The 16,628-nt window shown below is 58.1% G+C and carries 15 protein-coding genes and 2 pseudogenes; 4 read left to right on the plus strand and 13 right to left on the minus strand.

Features of this window, described 5'->3' with window-relative positions; genetic code table 11:
* Positions 1 to 629 precede the first annotated feature (629 nt).
* A pseudogene (locus GJ630_RS09755) lies at positions 630 to 1,309 on the plus strand (IS6 family transposase).
* Positions 1,310 to 1,703: 394 nt separating this feature from the next.
* Here GJ630_RS09755 and GJ630_RS20545 read toward each other — a convergent pair.
* Positions 1,704 to 2,003, minus strand: a pseudogene (locus GJ630_RS20545) (DUF4157 domain-containing protein); the annotation flags it as partial.
* A gap of 113 nt (positions 2,004 to 2,116) precedes the next feature.
* Positions 2,117 to 3,025 (minus strand): hypothetical protein, encoded by a 909-nt coding sequence (locus tag GJ630_RS19530; protein ID WP_186764104.1) that lies wholly within the window; start codon positions 3,023 to 3,025, stop codon positions 2,117 to 2,119.
* Positions 3,026 to 3,129: 104 nt separating this feature from the next.
* Here GJ630_RS19530 and GJ630_RS09770 point away from each other — a divergent pair, with 104 nt between their 5' ends.
* Both GJ630_RS09770 and GJ630_RS19535 read left to right on the plus strand, forming a co-directional pair.
* Entirely contained in the window at positions 3,130 to 8,325 is a 5,196-nt protein-coding gene (locus tag GJ630_RS09770; protein WP_252718773.1) for a dockerin type I domain-containing protein, read from the plus strand.
* A 7-nt stretch (positions 8,326 to 8,332) separates the two neighbouring features.
* Positions 8,333 to 9,505 carry a hypothetical protein gene (locus GJ630_RS19535; protein ID WP_197427633.1) on the plus strand — a complete coding sequence of 391 codons (1,173 nt, stop codon included), beginning with the start codon at positions 8,333 to 8,335 and terminating at the stop codon, positions 9,503 to 9,505.
* 1,031 nt (positions 9,506 to 10,536) lie between these two features.
* Here GJ630_RS19535 and GJ630_RS19540 read toward each other — a convergent pair.
* The 6 genes from GJ630_RS19540 to GJ630_RS09800 all read right to left on the minus strand — a co-directional run bounded on the left by GJ630_RS19540 (position 10,537) and on the right by GJ630_RS09800 (position 13,261).
* On the minus strand, positions 10,537 to 10,689 hold the full coding sequence (locus tag GJ630_RS19540; RefSeq protein ID WP_004516568.1) for a hypothetical protein: 153 nt from the start codon (positions 10,687 to 10,689) through the stop codon (positions 10,537 to 10,539).
* Between the two features lie 174 nt (positions 10,690 to 10,863).
* Positions 10,864 to 11,127 (minus strand): hypothetical protein, encoded by a 264-nt coding sequence (locus GJ630_RS09780; RefSeq protein ID WP_191449810.1) that lies wholly within the window; start codon positions 11,125 to 11,127, stop codon positions 10,864 to 10,866.
* A gap of 63 nt (positions 11,128 to 11,190) precedes the next feature.
* Positions 11,191 to 12,015 (minus strand): N-6 DNA methylase, encoded by an 825-nt coding sequence (locus tag GJ630_RS09785; protein WP_191449811.1) that lies wholly within the window; start codon positions 12,013 to 12,015, stop codon positions 11,191 to 11,193.
* A gap of 115 nt (positions 12,016 to 12,130) precedes the next feature.
* Complete coding sequence (locus GJ630_RS09790) at positions 12,131 to 12,415, minus strand: type II toxin-antitoxin system RelE/ParE family toxin (protein ID WP_050007922.1); 285 nt, start codon at positions 12,413 to 12,415, stop codon at positions 12,131 to 12,133.
* On the minus strand, positions 12,408 to 12,689 hold the full coding sequence (locus GJ630_RS09795) for a ribbon-helix-helix domain-containing protein (protein WP_050007921.1): 282 nt from the start codon (positions 12,687 to 12,689) through the stop codon (positions 12,408 to 12,410). The genes GJ630_RS09790 and GJ630_RS09795 overlap by 8 nt, the downstream gene beginning before the upstream one ends.
* Before the next feature lie 131 nt (positions 12,690 to 12,820).
* Positions 12,821 to 13,261: a hypothetical protein gene (locus GJ630_RS09800; protein ID WP_191449812.1), complete on the minus strand. Its 441-nt coding sequence runs from the start codon at positions 13,259 to 13,261 to the stop codon at positions 12,821 to 12,823.
* A 106-nt stretch (positions 13,262 to 13,367) separates the two neighbouring features.
* Between GJ630_RS09800 and GJ630_RS09805 the strand changes: the two genes are divergently transcribed.
* Positions 13,368 to 13,757 carry a hypothetical protein gene (locus tag GJ630_RS09805; protein ID WP_191449813.1) on the plus strand — a complete coding sequence of 130 codons (390 nt, stop codon included), beginning with the start codon at positions 13,368 to 13,370 and terminating at the stop codon, positions 13,755 to 13,757.
* On the opposite strand, the gene GJ630_RS09810 is transcribed toward GJ630_RS09805, so the two are convergent.
* The 5 genes from GJ630_RS09810 to GJ630_RS09830 all read right to left on the minus strand — a co-directional run bounded on the left by GJ630_RS09810 (position 13,736) and on the right by GJ630_RS09830 (position 16,500).
* Positions 13,736 to 14,023 carry a type II toxin-antitoxin system RelE/ParE family toxin gene (locus GJ630_RS09810; protein ID WP_004966184.1) on the minus strand — a complete coding sequence of 96 codons (288 nt, stop codon included), beginning with the start codon at positions 14,021 to 14,023 and terminating at the stop codon, positions 13,736 to 13,738. The two genes, GJ630_RS09805 and GJ630_RS09810, sit on opposite strands and share 22 nt — an antisense overlap.
* On the minus strand, positions 14,013 to 14,309 hold the full coding sequence (locus tag GJ630_RS09815; RefSeq protein ID WP_050007919.1) for a ribbon-helix-helix domain-containing protein: 297 nt from the start codon (positions 14,307 to 14,309) through the stop codon (positions 14,013 to 14,015). Before GJ630_RS09815 ends, GJ630_RS09810 begins: the two co-directional genes overlap by 11 nt.
* An 85-nt stretch (positions 14,310 to 14,394) precedes the next feature.
* Positions 14,395 to 14,628, minus strand: a complete 234-nt coding sequence (locus tag GJ630_RS20035; RefSeq protein WP_252718774.1) for a hypothetical protein — start codon at positions 14,626 to 14,628, stop codon at positions 14,395 to 14,397.
* 228 nt (positions 14,629 to 14,856) lie between these two features.
* Positions 14,857 to 15,756, minus strand: coding sequence for a transcription initiation factor IIB family protein (locus GJ630_RS09825; protein WP_191449815.1), 900 nt, complete (start codon positions 15,754 to 15,756; stop codon positions 14,857 to 14,859).
* 57 nt (positions 15,757 to 15,813) lie between these two features.
* Positions 15,814 to 16,500 carry a hypothetical protein gene (locus GJ630_RS09830; protein ID WP_191449816.1) on the minus strand — a complete coding sequence of 229 codons (687 nt, stop codon included), beginning with the start codon at positions 16,498 to 16,500 and terminating at the stop codon, positions 15,814 to 15,816.
* Positions 16,501 to 16,628 lie beyond the last annotated feature (128 nt).

The raw sequence follows: 16,628 nt of genomic DNA on the forward strand, positions 1-16,628 counted from the left end.
TTGTCTTCCGGGTTGGGACAGCTAAAGCACGCAAACGGGGTGTTCTCGGGCACTATTAATCGATGAGAAGCAGTGGCCGATAGTGTAATAGACCCAAACGTTGCACCCGTACTGTGAGATATAATATTTCTTATATATTATGGCTTGAATTCACAGGCCCAAATACCACTATCATGATATAACAAGCGTACACTTGTAAGATACGGTGATTTAATCCGTTCTATGGTTCTTTCTAGCGGTTTCTCCAACAGACACTGCCGCTGAAAACGCCCTCCATGATCCGGTAGTTCTCTGGAAGCTTATTCTAACGATCCATAACGACCGCGGGGTGCATTCATGAGATGCTTCCCAACTGTAGAACAACTGAGGACGATCAGAAGCCGATGAACTGACGGCTCTCGATGGTGATACCCAGAAACAACGGATTCAGGGTAAGATAGCGGAGTATTCCCGAAAGATGCGTTGGCATTGCAGAGTTTCGGGAGACAGTGAGGAAAGTGGCTACAGAGAGTCGTCTTCGAGATGAGCCATCCAAATCTCGACATCTCAGATGGTAGAGCGAACGAAACAGCAGGCACTGTCTAGTTGAGGGAGTTTGAGAAACGAGGAGGCCGTAGCGAGAAGTGTCCATGCAACTCGCAGACCTCCTCAGAGAAACGTTAGATGAGGACAGCCAAGACGTTTGGGAGAATGAGCGCACCCCGACACCCGTCCGGCGGTTTGGGGTGCGTCTCCATACTGCGGGGCTGTCGATCAGGGAGACGGTCGCTATCTTAGACCTTCTGGGTGTCGATCGCTCTCACGGGGCGGTCTGGAATTGGGTGCATACACTGTCTGAAGCGCAGAGCGACCCGCGACGGCAGAGCCGTCGCGGGTCGCGGTCGATGAGAAACAAATCGAGATCGACGGGGAGAAAAAGTGGTTGTACGCCGCTGTCGACACCGAATCAAAGCTGCTTCTCGAAGTGGACGTGTTCAGCCGCCGCGGGACTGACCCCGCGGCGGCGTTCCTGCACCGACTCACTCAGAAACACGATGTCGCCGATACAGAGTTTCTCGTCGATGCTGGCGGCTATCTGACTGCCCTCTCACGCCACGATTTGAGCGGTCGGCTTGACTACCGAATCCGGAACCACATCGAAAAGTGGTTCCAGACTGTGACCATGCGAATCGACCGCTTCCATTCCTTCTGGAGGGGCAGTCAATCCAGCGCGAAACAGTGGTTACGACGCTTCAGACACCACTACAACCATGAACAACCGAACCAAGCACCCGACGGACGAACGCCAGCTGTGGTCATCCAGAACTAGACAGTGCCTATCCGAATGAATTGCACCTATACTGATATAATTCCAAATATCTAATATATAGTACTATATTCGAACAAACTGCCTTTATATCTCTGAATGAGCCGTAATATTACTCTATCCCCCACTCCAAAAGGGTACAACTCCGAGTTATGTTTCCGTACTTATCCAAAACTGTGATCGAATATACTCAAGGGTACTATCTCCGATCAGGCCCCAATACCCTCTATCTTGTATTCACTCGCTCACACGCGAATCGGAGACCAGCCCCCTTTGTCGACACGATGAATGCCCGGTTATCGAACAAAGGTTCACAATCGTTTGAGTCTCAGGGGTCAACGCAAACCTGCAACCAGCTTGCGGAATGACTTCGGGGAGATATCGTAGTGTCTGGCAAACTCGGGTCGGGCTCGCCGCGGTTGAACGCGACGTGATTCCCAACGGTGAACGCCCGAGCGTTGATATCTTTGCAGGCTTTGGCCGCTGTTGGACCAGTATGGCTACGCACGTCTCTGAGGTCATCAACCATGTGGTCTCCCATGGTTTATTGAATTGAGGCGTCGAGTTGCTGGCCGGATGAGGAGTTGACGTCGCGCACAGACTCGGGTACTTGCGTATCGCCGTCGCAACTCGACTCGTGGTGTGCCCCATGCGACTGCTAGACCGATCTGAGATTCTGCCGCTTGATGTCCCGTATGAGATTAGCGGCGGTGAGTAGGTTGCCGACAACTCTTCACCCGGAAGCGACAGACGACCTCCAATTGGGCCGGTCAGCAAGGTGAGAATGTTTCGTGTGTCTTGGAATCGCTTCTACAAGCGACGATAGATGATGATCCCACCGAGAACAGCGACGATCATGCTCCCGACAATAAGCAGATTCGTGGGTGAGCCGCCAGACGGCTCGACAGTGTCTGTGGCCGCGGTCTGAGACGGTGTGATTGCTGGCCCACCACTGCTGGTCTGGGTTGAGGTTGATTGCTTGGTGTCTGTCTCGGTCGAGTGTTCAGTTTCCGTGGCCGTTGTTGGGGTGTCGCTGGGCGTTGTTTCCGTTACTGTCGGTGTGTCCGTCGCTGTTACTGTGTCACTGGAGTCACCGCTGCCGGAATCGCTATCATCATCGTCATCACCATCATCACTGTTACTACCGCCGGAACTCGACGAGTCTTCCTCGGTAGGAGTTTCTGTTGCAGTCGGCGTAGGCGTTGACGTATCCGTTGGTGTTGGTGTGGCTGTTTCCGTCGGCGTTGGTGTCGACCCATTCGCATCGTCGGTTTGGCCTTCGACGGTGAGGACGCGCCCTTCTGTTCCGGTGACCGAGTAGGCACTGCCGTTCTCGTCACCCAACGCCGCGACACTCACGGAGAGCCCGACAGTTCCGGAATTCTCGGCTTGGACAGTGACAGTCGCGAGTTCCACTGGGCCGCTCTGGAGCGTGTTCATTCCCGTCGCCGCCAACTGCACTGACGCCCCGCCGTCGGGCTGCTTGGCGTACGCTGGGCTGTCGGCATACCTGACGCTCTCGATGGTCGCGACGCTGCTGTCGTTGAGCGACACTGTCGCGTTGAACGTACCGACACCACCGCTGGCCTCGGCCACCACCAGCTCGTACTCGACGGTTGCGCCCGAATCAACGCTCTCTGCAGCCGGCGAAAGTCGAACCTCTGTCCCGCCGGCACCAGAAACGACAGCAGTACTCCCAATCAGCGCAGCGCTAACCAATACTACCCTCATGAGATGAGCGAGTTGCATCGATATTATCGAACCCGACATCCACAGTATTAAATAAACCGGAAGTAATATTTGAATTAATACTGGAATGCTTCATGTCTAGAGGTCACAGTCGTACTCGTGAGGGTATCGAACTCGTAAGTGAGCAGGCACGGCCGCTGTTGGCGGTCATCCTGACCGTATTGCTCGTCACCAGCCCAGTCGTCGCAGCGGTTCCGGCCGGCGCACTCACACAGGCCGGCAATGCAGGCAACACCGGTACGGGCGCGGGTAACACCGGCATCGGCACTGGCGCCGGAAACACGGCTGTGACACCTGACCCGGTCGTCGGCTCGGCGAGCCCGACCGACCCGAACGGTGATGGACGCTTCGAGGACGTCAACGGTGATGGCAGCTTCGACGTCGTCGACAGCCAGGCGTTGCTTGCTCATCTCACGAACGCCTCCGTCCAGAACTACAGTTCGAGTTTCGACTTCACTGGTGACGGACGAGTCACGGTCAGCGACGGCCAGTGGCTCTACGTTCAGGCTGTCAATCCGACCGAGACCGACGCTGACGGCGACGGACTCAACAATACCGTCGAGATCGCGCTCGGCACCAACGCATTCGACACCGATACCGACAGCGACGGAATCGGCGATTGGACCGAAACCAACGGCGGTAAGCCCATCGACACGGACAGCGACGGCATCATCGATGCCCGTGACGCGGACAGCGACGGCGACCGTATCCCCGACATCCGCGAAGGGACCAAAGACACTGACGGTGACGGGACGCCCAACTACCGCGACACCGACGACGACGGCGACGGCATCACCACCCGGACCGAAGCGCTTGACGGCCAGAACTACAGCCACGACGTCGACTTCGACGAGACGGTCAACTGGCTCGACACCGACGCCGACGGCGACGGGGCCCCCGACGGGACGGAGGGCACCGCCGACAGCGACGGCGACGGGATGCCGGACTATCTGGACAACGATCGTGACAACGACGGGCTCCCCGATAGCTACGAGCGCAACGTCACAAAGACCGACCCCGCCGACAACGATAGCGAGTCCCCTCTGACGAACTACACCGAAGCGGACAACGACGTCATCGACGGGATGGAGGACTTCGACCAGGACACGCTGGGGACATACGTCGAGTACGCCATCGGCACGGACCCGTTCGTGAGCGACACGGACGATGACGGCCTCTCAGACGGCTTCGAATACCGGAACGACCAGTTCAACCCGCTCGATGCCGATACGGACGGTGACGGCACAAGCGACGCTTCGGGCGACCTTGACGGTGATGGACTGACCAATGGTGAGGAGGCCCAGCGCGGGACCTTGGTCGACCGACCCGACACCGACGGCGACTCGCTGAACGACAGTCGCGAAATCGAGCTGGGGACGGACCCGACGCTGCCGGACACGGACGCCGACGGACTGGACGACGACGAGGAACTCGCCATCGGAACCGACCCGCTGAACAACGATTCGGACGGCGACGGCGTTCTCGACGGGAACGAGACCTTCGAGACGGCGATGGACAGCGAATCGACCGGCGCCACTGTCACGCTCCGGACGAACGGGTCGGGGGCCGACGTCACCATGGAGGCCAAGCCCGACTTCTTCGAGAACACATCGGCCAGTGCCGGCCCGACGATACAGCTTGAGAACCGCACGGCCTTCGAGAACGCGACAGTCGAACTCCCGGTCGACGCCTCGGTCCCCGAGTCTGAGTACGAGAACCTCTCTATCTATACATGGAACGGCTCCTCGAAAGACACCTGGAGCAAGGTCGAGACGACTATCGAGAACGGGACGGCGAAAGCCACCGTCGAGCACTTCTCGTATTTCACCGTGCTGGACACCGACGAGTGGGTCAGCGCGACGCAGGTCAGTATCGGCGAGCCGGTCGATTTCAACGCCAGCGACTCGTTCCGCTGTCGGAACGCCTGTAACCTGACCGGCAACTCGACCGTCGTGCTTGGCGGGGAACCCACGACGCGGAAGATAACCATCGAACAGGGCGGGGACAGCTACGAGGTGGTACCACTGAGCAACGGGCAGACCATCGAGAAATTCTACGACTACGCGAACGCTGAGATCAACTCTCCGCTGCCGGTCGCGAAAAGCGACACCAGTCGGCTGTTCTTCTGGTCCGGTCCGAACGGCCTCAGTCTGGTTTTACTGCAAGATAAACCGAGAGATGGGTCCGGTGCCGCCGTCTCGTTCGAACTCTACGAGTTCCCGATCAGTGACGGGAGTTGGGTTGTTCGGGACGACCCCGGAGACAACTACGGCACGACGCCTGACTGGAGCTGGAACGACGACAACACCGACGGAGGGGCGTTCCGAGGCGAGCTGACCAACGCGACGTTTACCATCAAACCGAGGTTCAACGAAGAGGCGGTGAGAGACCCGATCACTCCCGGCCAACTCAATGACTGGGAGGTTCTGTCCGGACGCGCGACCGACCCAACCAACGAGTCACTGGCAATAGACCAGAACATTACCATCAGCGTCCCGGGCGACCCCGACGAGAACGCCTCCAGTAACGTCAGTGGTGACACGGGTAGTGCCAACATCACGGACGATCTCACGTCTGGCACCGACGACCTCGTGGTGGTGTATCAGACCGAGCAGACCAACACCAATCCGGCAGCGAGCATCGAGGTGACCGGTGCGAGCGGAACCACAGTTTCGAAAGACCTCGCTATCGGGACCGTCGGCACCGTTCAGACGACGGTCAACGTCTCCACGCTCGCTCACGGCCCCGCGAACATCAGCCTCTCGGCCGACGGCGTCAATATGCGGGCGGAGGTCGTCCCACGCGAGACCTTCGACAGCGACGGCGACGGTATCCCTGACTCTGTAGAGAACCAGAACTGGACGCTCCCGACCGCCGCCGCAAGCACGTTCTCGACGGACCCATACGACGCTGATACTGACGGAGACGGCATCCCCGACGGGGAGGAGGTCATCTACAAGACCAACGCTGAAAACGGCACGCTCACGACGACCATCGCGGTCGCCAACTCCGATCCGACCGAAGTCAACAGCGACGGGGACGAACTCACCGACCTTGAGGAAAACCGCGGGTGGAACACCTACCTCGCGCGCTCGCCCTCGACGGCTGAACAGTTCGTCAGCGCCCGCCAGAACGGTGGGGACGCCCTCGGCGTGCTCTGGAAGCAAAACGTCAGCTCCGACCCACTGTCGACCGACACCGACGGCGACCTGCTGGACGACCACGAGGAGCGTCGCCTCGGGACCAGCCCGACTGTCGCCGACTCCGACAACGACGGCAGTGACGACTACTACGAGGTTTCGAACGACTACGACCCGACCATCCACGACCACAAAGCGCCACTGGTCGAACCGCTTGAAGTCAGCGCCGACAACACCGCCCGAACCAGCTACACAGCTCGCGTCAGCGTCTCCGACCAGAGCGGCATCTCCCGAATCGAGTTCTACAAGGCCGGAAGCAGGCAGTGGTCGGGCCTAGGCGATGGCGCGACCGCCCGAACCTTCGACGCCAGCATCGAGGTCGAGCGTGACGCGCTAGATGCCATATACACCGGCGCAACCGGCTTCTTCACGCCAGTGACCGTCGACGCCAGCGCCACGGATATCCACGGCAACCGCAAACGCAAGGAGCTCAGCGGGCCGGACACGTTCGGACAGGCGGCCGACAAATACGCAAGCTTCCCGGCCAGTCCTGGCAAAGGCGGCTTCGTCGCCTGGATGGGGCTCTCCTCGGGCGCGTCGACGGTGGTCGGTGAGAGTGTCGCTGGCGTCGCCCAGATGGTCTCCGACCCTGGCGGCTACGCGAGCCAGATGGCCCAACTGGCGACGACCATCGCCAACAACCCCGCGATAATCACGAAACTGCCCCAGATGATGGCGAGCCAGCTCCGCCAGCAACACGAGACCCGCAATCCCTTCGACTCCCGCGAGCAGTACTACCAAGAGTTTGGCGGCGGCTGGTCGCTGGGCTACTCGACTGGGACAGTGGCGCCCGCGTTTGCATCTGGCGGGTCGAGCGTCCTCCAGAAAGGACTGAGTAGCTCATCGAAGCTCAGACGGCTGGTCGACGCCGCCGACTCGGCGGTGCCCTCTCGGGTGCCAAACGGCGTCAAGCCGACGGCACTACGGCGGGCTGGGAAAGTCGACGACTCGGTCCCCGACGCGGACGTGCCGACCGGGCGCATGAGCGCGAAGCTCAACGACATGCCCGGGCCGAAGCGCCAACGGACCACCGAGCAGTTCGACCAACTCGACAGTGACGGGAGCGATTACCTGGGCAACACCGACATCAACGACCCGACGCTGAAGGCCACCGACCTCTTCGAGAACACCGGACCCAGTGGGCGTCGCGCACTCAACGATCTGGCGGAAAGCGATCAGGACGCCGCCGACGCGCTCCTGCAGATGGACGACGCCGCTACCCAGCGGCGCTTTACTGAGGCCTACGAGAGCGGCGAGGTCGACAGCGATGAACTCACGACGGCACTCACCCGCTACGACAGTTTAGATGCCGACGGGAAGCGATTCGCCGACGATGCCATCGAGCGGACCGGCACTGACGGGCCGGACCTGATGTCGACCGATGTCTGCAATAGCCCGTGCCACGGGACAATACGAGCGGTCTACGAGTACACTGACGAGGCTGATGGGCTGAGCGACTCCCAAGCGAAGGACGTCCTCCAATCCTACGATGCAGCCGACGAGGTGGACGTCGGTCCGGGGCGCCAAGGCCCTGGGGCCGCTCAGGAGCGAGTCGATTCACTCGCGAACGATAACGTGGAAGGGGTTCAGGACATGCTGGAGCACGCGCAAGGAAACACGAAGTCGTTCAAGGAGATTGCCGGTGAAACCGACATCGCGAAGAAAATCCGTGACGAAGACAATGGTATCGAAGCGAGTAAGCTCCACATGCAGAAGACGAGCCGCGGTGTCAGCGGCGGCCCCAACAGTAACACCGAAATTGACGTGAAGGTAGATGGTGAGCTGACAGTCAACGGAAGAAACCTGGAGTCGCCGGCTATCGAATCTAAACATCTCAGCGCCGCGGGGAAAAGTGACTGGCTTATCGAGAACAGAGAGGTTCCGAAACTGACAGACAAACTCAAAACACAGGTGGCAGATGACGAAGATACGCTCGTCGTCGTGACCACTGACGAGTATCGGGACCGACTTGATGACATGGGTCTGCTATCAGAGATACGGAACGATGTCCAGAGTCATAGCTCCAGTTCCGACGTGACCGTAGAGTTTACCACCTATAGTGAGCTTTAAAATTAACATGTCAGATGGAGTAGTGACCGTCGGGGTGTACGACCCCGACCCGACCACACAGTTCGTCGCCGAAACTCGCGCCGCGTTTGAACGGGCAGGGTTCGATGACGCAGAACTGAACGAGAAGCAGTCTGACGGACACGTGACGTTCAAGATGCCGTATGGCCACTGGAACATCCGTGTCCACGTGAATACGGACGGGGAGTACGGGATGGACGAACCGGCAGTCCATCTCGGTCTCGGTGAGATGATCTATCCGTACAGGTGGGACGATGCCGATACCTATCGGCAGGCTATGAGTGGGATATTCGAACTCGTCTGCCGACTTGCGACGGGACTCGATGCCGCGTACACACCGGTCTTCGATTCGGAGGGGCGTGCTATGGCTGTCATTCCTCGCGACCGTCCAATCGGTGAGGCTGTCGAGTCCCCGCCGATACTGGGCGTGTATTCGGACGATGTCCTGACCCAGTTCGGCGGTCTCGATGCACTGTACGACTCGCCGCCGTGGTACACGGCGGAACTCTCCAGTGGGAAGACTGTCGTCGTCGAATCCGAGGAACCCTGGGGTGGCTGGCAGCCACCGACGGACGCCGAGTTCATCAAGAGTGCAACGTTCAACGACAATGCGGACACGCCGGAGACAGAGCGGCGAGGGCTCTCTGACCCGTTCGCTTCGCTTGAGGTAGGTGCTACCGGCGCCGATGTGTGTGTTCACCGCGAGGACATCTCCCGGTCGTTCCCGAACGAAGATATCGAACTTGTCCGCGTTCGAATCGACGAGAACCGTGATCTTCGGCGGTTCGACTCGGACAGGTTTGTCCGAAATATCGTTGACGAGGACCCCGGTGACGATATGGCGTTCATCAAAGCGATGCTCGCGGATATTCCGGCCGACGCGACCGAGCGCGACCCGATGGTGAGTGCGCTGCTCGACGAACGGATTCCGCCGTCGTTCGTGCGACTCGATGACGCGGACGATGAAAACGTCGTCACGAGGGTCATGAATCTCGACACCACCGTGAGTAAGTTCGAACTCTTGCTTAGTCTCGGCCGCGTCGCCCAGCAGGACGATTTCACGGCCGAGGACCTCGACTCGATGGAAGGAGCGCTGGATACGCTGAACGAACTCGATGACACCGAGAATATCGACCAGTACATCGAAGCGAAGCTGCTGTAAGTAGTGACGAAGGCCGCGAGTGACAGTGTCCTTAGCGAGGGTTCGACGTAGTGTAATCCTGCAGACTTAGAATGCGATATGGACTCTCCAGCGATGATGCCTTTCCTGAGTCAGTGACAGCGCGGGGTTATCGCTTTGATACAAACACTCTGTGGCTGCTTTACCTATCCTCTTACAGCGGCAATGAGGGGGGCGACTGTAGACTATAGTAGCCATTGAAAATCAATGCACACCTGATCGCACGACGGCAGTGCGATCAGTGTGTAAACCGTTTCAATTGTTACTATAGAGGTAACTGTCTCACCGGAATTTACCTGAGTTCACGGCGAACGATATCATCGGCGGTGAGTAAGCTAATTGACTCGGACTATGAGGGTATAAATCAGTTCGAGAGGTGGTGTGTTTCATGACCTTTGCGAGAAGCTATCTGCTTAGTATGTCTGCGGACTAATTAGTATGGCAACTCGGGTCATCAATTGGACACTCAGCGTTATGCGCGTAAAATGATGTTCTCTGGTCCCGCCGTACTTGAGCTATGACACCTACACAGCCGTCTCTATCTTCTGTCTTGAAGTTATTCCACTCTCCATCTTGATGACGGACCATTACCGTTAAGGGTGCATCTGGCCAGACACAATCGATGATAATCCAACCAGGGTCTACCGTCAGTTCACGAGTCTCCGTATGAACTATTTCACCAGTATCAGTGTGTTCTATCCGTAATTCCACTGGAACCACAGTAGATCCTGTGTTTACCAAACTGAATTCCTGCATCGTCGCATACCCCTTACTGCCAGTAGAGGAACAGCCCGTCAGAAAGCCGATTCCCCCACCTGCAGTAACACGAAGGAACTGCCGCCGCTTCATGACTTAGCCCTCCGGCGACTCCGGTAAGTGCTTTGCCTGTACTGATCAAGTCGAAGACGCGAAAACCCGGTATGAGAGCGTTGTCTGAAACTCTCAATGCGGATGGCTAAAACACCGTACTGTCAGCCCGTACACTCAGTGGAATGCGCGGAGAGAATGTTGCGTTACTCCGGCGCAACGACATCTTCACACATTGGACACTCGGCCCAGATACCCTCCGTGCCATCGTCTTTCTCGTATTCAACCAGCAGCCACGGAGTTGTGATACGCTCGTCACAGTTTGGACAGCGACCGAGACTCTGCGTGTCATCAGGCATGGAAAGGGGATGGAAGGAGCGTGTGACAGTGTTCTGTCCACGCAAAAATTGCCTACCCTCGGATATAAGCGTTTAGCCACTGCCTCGCGCTAATTAACAGAACCGTGTGTTCCGCCCTCACGGTCACACCCACCCAACCGCTGGGCAGTATAATAGGGAGTCCTACTCGTCGTCTTACTCGCCTGCCGCGTCTTCTCTTGGCTGGATATCTCGAAGCCGACCACTGATCTCCTGGTCGTACTCTTCTAGGAGCTTGTAGAACTCCGCAATCGTCTCCGCAGCAGTCTCACCCTTCGATTTGATCGTCACTCTGTCTTGATCGCGAGTGTCAGTGCCTCGATCCAACCGTGCTTCCATACTGCACCCAAAGTCCGTTCGTTCGACCTTTTCAACTGAGTCTGGAGCCGTCTCTGGCTCTACATCTGGTTCACTTGACATGGGTCTTCTCGGGACGCTCTCACTGGACCGCCCCGCACCTGACTGGGGCACACAAAACAGCCGTCAATCGCTGCCCTCGAACGCACCCAGACTGGCCTGCTCACTCGGAACAGACATCCCGACGCGTGGTGTTCGCTCTTCCGCGCCCGTGTCTGTCCCCTGCGCTGGACTGGGCTGGTTGTCTCCTTCGACCGTGTTCTCGAAGGCATCGGTCACCCACTCGTGAAGCTCCTCGACCTCCTCGTCGTCGAGTTCGCGAACGCTCCCACCCAGCGAAGAGTACAAGGTCTGCCATACTCGCTGGAACTCGACAGTCAGTGAGTCGCCCTGAATAACGTAGGCATCCAGATTCAGGAAACAGCAGTTCAGCGCCGTCATTCGGGCACACAGTGGGTCCTTGTCTTGCCCGACAAACAGCGCGTCTGGCTGCTTTCGACCGGCGGCCAGCAGTGTTCGACCGCTCCCACAGGCCGGGTCAAGGACCGTCTGTCTATCATCGGTATCGCTCTCGCCTCCGACGCCGGCGATCTCGGCCATTGTCTCGCAGACGCTGTGTGGTGTGAAGTGCTGGCCGAACGCATCGCTGGACATCCCGTATTCCTCGTAGACAGCACCCAGAACGTCGGCGTCGGTAGCCGCCATCCGTTCTTGGAGCTGACCGAACGCCTTGGCGAAGAGGTCGACCGAGCGCTGTCCGTCTGGATGGTCCATATCGCCGCGTTCGCGATAGTCGTCGACGATTTCCAGATACGGATCGTCTCGGTCCTGCAGTGCGGACAGCATGAGGTTGACCCAGTCTCGAAAGACCGTGTGGGCGCTGTGCCCGCGCTGGCGAATTTGCTCAAGCGTTGCAACAATCTCGTCGACGTCAATCTGTGGCGAAGCCATACTCTCTCAGCCACCAGAGAGTCACAAAATCTGGCCTGCTGAAGAGCGTCACTCTGAGAGTTCTACTTGCCAAGTGATCGGGTCAAGGTAGGGACCGAGTGAATATAGTGCCTGTTCAGTCGTCGTCAGCCGTATATGCGCCACCACGGCGTTTGATCCGGGCGACAACAAGCAACTGTTCTTCTTGCCGAAACGTCACGGAGAGGCGGAACTGTCCGATTCGAATTTTCTTGTGTGGGCTGTTCTGAAGTGGTTCGCCGTACTCTGGCGGGTCGCGCCACGGCGAGGTGACGATCTCAGTGAGTTTATCGAGGATTCGGTCCTGTACCTCTGGTGAGAGCGAATTAAGATCATCCTGTGCCGTGGAAGAGAGTTCCCACGTCCACTCGTCATCACTCATCGCTTGTTCCGAACCTCTCACGCGCTTCTTCGGCGTCCATCGTTTTTCCTTCACGACTTTCTTCCTCAGCAGCGAGGAGTGCGATAAGTTCGTCGCGGTCGAACGTCGGGAACTCGACAGCATCTCGGAGTGTGTAACGAATAAACTCGCTCCGGCTGTTGAAACCGCGTCCTTGCCACGTCTTGTCGATTTCGTCGAGGAATGACTCTGTGGCTTTGAAATTCACTGTGACGATTTTATCCTCCTCGTCTCCTCCTGTGGTTGCTTCAGACATACGTCTGTAATACGTTAGTAGTACTATTAATCATTTTGCCGGGTTCATACTGAACACATCGATACGTCTACACGCATACTGAGCGGCCGTTTCAATTGCTTTCACGGATGAAGAGCCCGTATTCACAACAGCTACGACGAGTCATACAGGTCCTCAACCCCCCGTCGATAGTAGTCCTGACTGGAGTCTGGAACTGGATCAGCTTCCTCCGGGTGCTTCGCGATGACGCTGGTGAACTGCTTGGGCGGCTTCCAACTGTCATCAATTTCGCGAGCTTCGGACTCTTTCAGGACTGCATACTCACCGTCGGCGGTAACGTACAGGACGCGAATCCCCGGCTTCTCGCTCAGCGGGCCTCTAAGTAGCTTCCCCGTTCGTGTATCGACCAGCCACTCAAGCAAGAGCCCAGCCCGACACTGGATTGCGTACAGTTGCACCTCATCTTCTGCGGGAGATTCTGTGCGACCATTGTCGGCCCACGATTGGGGCAACGACCGATTCTCCGTCTCATCTTTCCATCGCCACTTCAACTTTTTCGGACCAGTATTCCCACGTTGGTATTTACTACTCATTGTTGGATTCTCTCAGTCACTAGAGAAACACAAAATCCACTCTGTATCGGCTCTATAGCAACTTTTTTGCTGTTTGGGAATATATGTGTTAGTACGAGGACTCATCATGAAAACAGCCGAGTCCCCTACCCCGGCTAGCGAGTGTTCGCCACCAAACCAGTGGATATCCCGCCAGCCCAGCGGCACCCGCGAACTTGATTTCAAGGAGGTTCGACAGCGTCGGTCAGCAACGTGGAACGCTGCCCTCGATGCCAGTGTCGACGTAACGAAGGGCGGTCGCCCGGACCTGTTTCTCGTCTCCGTCGACGGCGACTGTCCCGTTAATTGCTCGCTGGCCGAGCATCCCAGCGGGACCCACGCCGGCTGGTGCAGCTGCGAAGTCTTCCAGGCGACGACCGTCTGCCCGCATCTCTGTGTTCTCCGCCAGCACGCTGCCCTCGGTGATCTCAACCTGCCAGAACGAACGAGCGACAGTCAGTCATCGTCAGCCGTGTAAGCACCGCTCCGGTGTTCGATTCTGTGGATTTCAAGCACTGAGGCATCATGTGCAAGCACACATGCAAGGCGGTACGTTCCAACTCGGAGTTTCCAGAACGGCCCGCCAGTCAGTGGTTCTAGGAAGTCCTTGGGCTCGCGCCATGTTGAGTCGACAACTTCGTCTAGTTTCGAAACGATTCGATCCTGAACGTGTGTATCGAGATCACCAAACTGCTCAGTCGCACGCTCAGTGAACTTCCACGTCCACTCAGCGTCACTCGTCATTACCGTCTTGATCCATCATTGCACGGACTTCTTCACGCGAAACCAGTTCAGCATTACCCGCCCGAAGATCGTGCTCGCTCGCGGCAATCTGTTTCCACCCACTCCGACTAAATGCGGGGTGCTTCACTGCATCCCGAGCGACATGGCGAAGGAACTCACTCCGTGAATTGAATCCCTCCTCCTGCCACGTTGCATCGATATCTTCGAGAAACGATTTGCTCAATCGGAGGTTTATTTGTACCATCTCTGGACCACCGTTTCCAGTATCGCTGTCTGCATCAGACATATACAAATGCTATACGCTCGTGTAGTATAATTCTTCACCTATTCTGAGACGTACAGCTGCTCTGTCGAGTAGTGGTATCGCCTCATCAGCCGTCGCCCATCGAAACGTCGGCCAGCGGTCGGACATCAACGCGCCCAGTCCGGTCGTGGTCAAGACACTGGCACAGTCGTTCTCGAACCATCGACTGCGAACACGGCTCGACGTCAACCCCTAGCCGCGGATCGTCTCGAATCTGGACGTACTCTGCGTCGACGTCCAACGGCGTGTGCTCGACCCGACACCAGATCGTCTTTGCTCCGGCTTGGTCTAGATCAGTCACGTACCGAGCAGCCACCGCTTCGTGGCGAAGTTCGACAAGGACTCGTTCGACAAACGATGCGGCTTTCGTTGGCGACCGTGGCGCTGGGACTGACGCAAAAACACTCGAAGAGTCGTGCCGTGCCGCCGATTCGGGAGTATCTATAACTGACATATGTCTCTCTCAGGACGTGCTTGCTGGCTCGCCCTGCACCCTCGCCGGGGCACGCAAAACAACGGTCGCGAGCGCTCACGCAACGATATACTCCTCGATCTCTTGGAACCACTGCCGGGCCGTCGTAATATGCACATCCAGCGGCTCGCAGATCGTCGCTTGTGTGAGCCGGATGTCTGACTCTTTCCCGGCGAGGTACAGAGCGCCGGCTGCGACACCGTCTGGTCGCCCGTTGACCGCTGTTGACTCAGTTGCCTGCTCTGCGAGTTCGAGTGCCCGCTGGCGAATCTCCGGGGAAACGTTGAATGGAAGGTCCGAACAAATCCGCGCCACCCAGTCCACCGGAAGCGACACTGGAATCGAAAGGTCAAGTTCCACCAAGAACGTCCGGTAGCAGTTCCATATATGCGAGTCTGAACACCGGGCAACGTCGGCTACCGTCTCCATCGTCACGAGGCCGTTGCACCGGCAGGCGGCGTACACAGCGGCCGCTGCACCGCCCCCAATCGACCGTCCGATCAGGAGGTCTTTTTCCTGTGCCTCCCGGAAGAACGTGGCTGCCTGCTCTTTCACCGCGTTGCTCTCAGACAGCGCACTCGCGATGCGTCGGATTTCGCCAAGCCCGTGAGCGAGGTTCCGGTCGCGCTTGCTGGTGAACTTCGACCGGCCGTGGAGTCGTCGCTGGCGAGCAAGCCGTCGACGCCGTTTCGGCGAAATATCTGCACTATCGACGCTCCCGATGTTCGTCGACAGGCCTCGGTCGTGCCGAGTGGCTGTTCGGGGTGCGCCCGTCCGCTTCTGTTCCTCCTTGTCGTACGTCTGCCACGCTGGCCTGCGGTCGATCTGATCTTGGTCGGTCACCAGGCCACAGTTCTTACAGTGCGTTTCTCGGCCACTGCTGTCGAGTTCGCCGCCACACTCGGGACAACCCGGCGTAGCTGCAGACAACGCTGTCTGGACAGTTTGTGAAGACATATTTCGAGACATCCTCTCACCTGACCGGAGGGGCAGAAAACACACTGCGGCCCCCGGTTATGCGTCTGGCAGTTTTCCATCCGGGCGGGGGACTCGCTGGGCGTCGATCTCGATCTCGACCCGGCGACGGTGCTTGCATCGCTCGGCGACATCGGGACAACTGCACGTCTCCTCAAGCACATCCACCTCGTACCGGCTATCTGATGCTGAGTGAACCTCGTAGCGACCGGGCTTTGCGAGGAAGGAAACGTCGATATCTTCCTGCTTCGCTCGTTTCGTGCGTGGTTCGTCCTCGGAGGTGACAGCCAAGGGGTCCTCTTTGGGGCCCGTGACGCCGCTGTCGTCGAACCGGACCTGCATGACTCCGCCGTCAGCGACTGCCTTGCGGGGTTCGCCGTCAACGTGCAATCCGAACTGGTCGTCTAGGGCGTCGTCATCCACCCACTGCGGGATAGGTCGCTCGCCGGTCGCGAAGGCGACTCGCTTCTGGTGCTTGCACTCTTTGTCGGGGTTGTACTGCTTCCACTTGCACTCACAACTCCCTGTTCGAGTGTCGACAAGGTACTCTGAGCCAGACCCGGAGTTGACCAAGAAGAGGTCGTCGGCGTTTCGTGCCCGACCAATCGAGTCCATCACGGTCATGACTTCGGTCAGCGCCCGAACGGTCCGGTTGTTCGGGTCAGCCTCCTCCAGTTCGCTCTCGTCGATGCTGCTGGCGTCGCTACGGGATTCTGTGGTAGCCATGAATGACAGGCGGCACGCCCTCTCTGGGACGCCCCTCACCCCGCTGGGGCGCAGAAAATTCGGGGACTAGAGTTTATGAGAAGGTGATTCTATTCTCGAACAGGAGTGGTCAGTACAGAAGATATACT

Origin of the sequence: Haloarcula sp. CBA1122 (assembly GCF_009741785.1) — an archaeon.
GTDB classification, from domain to species: Archaea; Halobacteriota; Halobacteria; order Halobacteriales; family Haloarculaceae; genus Haloarcula; species Haloarcula hispanica.

Coding starts and splice junctions, on each gene's coding strand:
- GJ630_RS09770 (WP_252718773.1), top strand. CDS start 3,130: ATGTCTAGAGGTCACAGTCGTACTCGTGAGGGTATCGAACTCGTAAGT.
- GJ630_RS19535 (WP_197427633.1), top strand. CDS start 8,333: ATGTCAGATGGAGTAGTGACCGTCGGGGTGTACGACCCCGACCCGACC.
- GJ630_RS19540 (WP_004516568.1), bottom strand. CDS start 10,689: ATGCCTGATGACACGCAGAGTCTCGGTCGCTGTCCAAACTGTGACGAG.
- GJ630_RS09780 (WP_191449810.1), bottom strand. CDS start 11,127: ATGTCAAGTGAACCAGATGTAGAGCCAGAGACGGCTCCAGACTCAGTT.
- GJ630_RS09785 (WP_191449811.1), bottom strand. CDS start 12,015: ATGGCTTCGCCACAGATTGACGTCGACGAGATTGTTGCAACGCTTGAG.
- GJ630_RS09790 (WP_050007922.1), bottom strand. CDS start 12,415: ATGAGTGATGACGAGTGGACGTGGGAACTCTCTTCCACGGCACAGGAT.
- GJ630_RS09795 (WP_050007921.1), bottom strand. CDS start 12,689: ATGTCTGAAGCAACCACAGGAGGAGACGAGGAGGATAAAATCGTCACA.
- GJ630_RS09800 (WP_191449812.1), bottom strand. CDS start 13,261: ATGAGTAGTAAATACCAACGTGGGAATACTGGTCCGAAAAAGTTGAAG.
- GJ630_RS09805 (WP_191449813.1), top strand. CDS start 13,368: ATGAAAACAGCCGAGTCCCCTACCCCGGCTAGCGAGTGTTCGCCACCA.
- GJ630_RS09810 (WP_004966184.1), bottom strand. CDS start 14,023: ATGACGAGTGACGCTGAGTGGACGTGGAAGTTCACTGAGCGTGCGACT.
- GJ630_RS09815 (WP_050007919.1), bottom strand. CDS start 14,309: ATGTCTGATGCAGACAGCGATACTGGAAACGGTGGTCCAGAGATGGTA.
- GJ630_RS09825 (WP_191449815.1), bottom strand. CDS start 15,756: ATGTCTTCACAAACTGTCCAGACAGCGTTGTCTGCAGCTACGCCGGGT.
- GJ630_RS09830 (WP_191449816.1), bottom strand. CDS start 16,500: ATGGCTACCACAGAATCCCGTAGCGACGCCAGCAGCATCGACGAGAGC.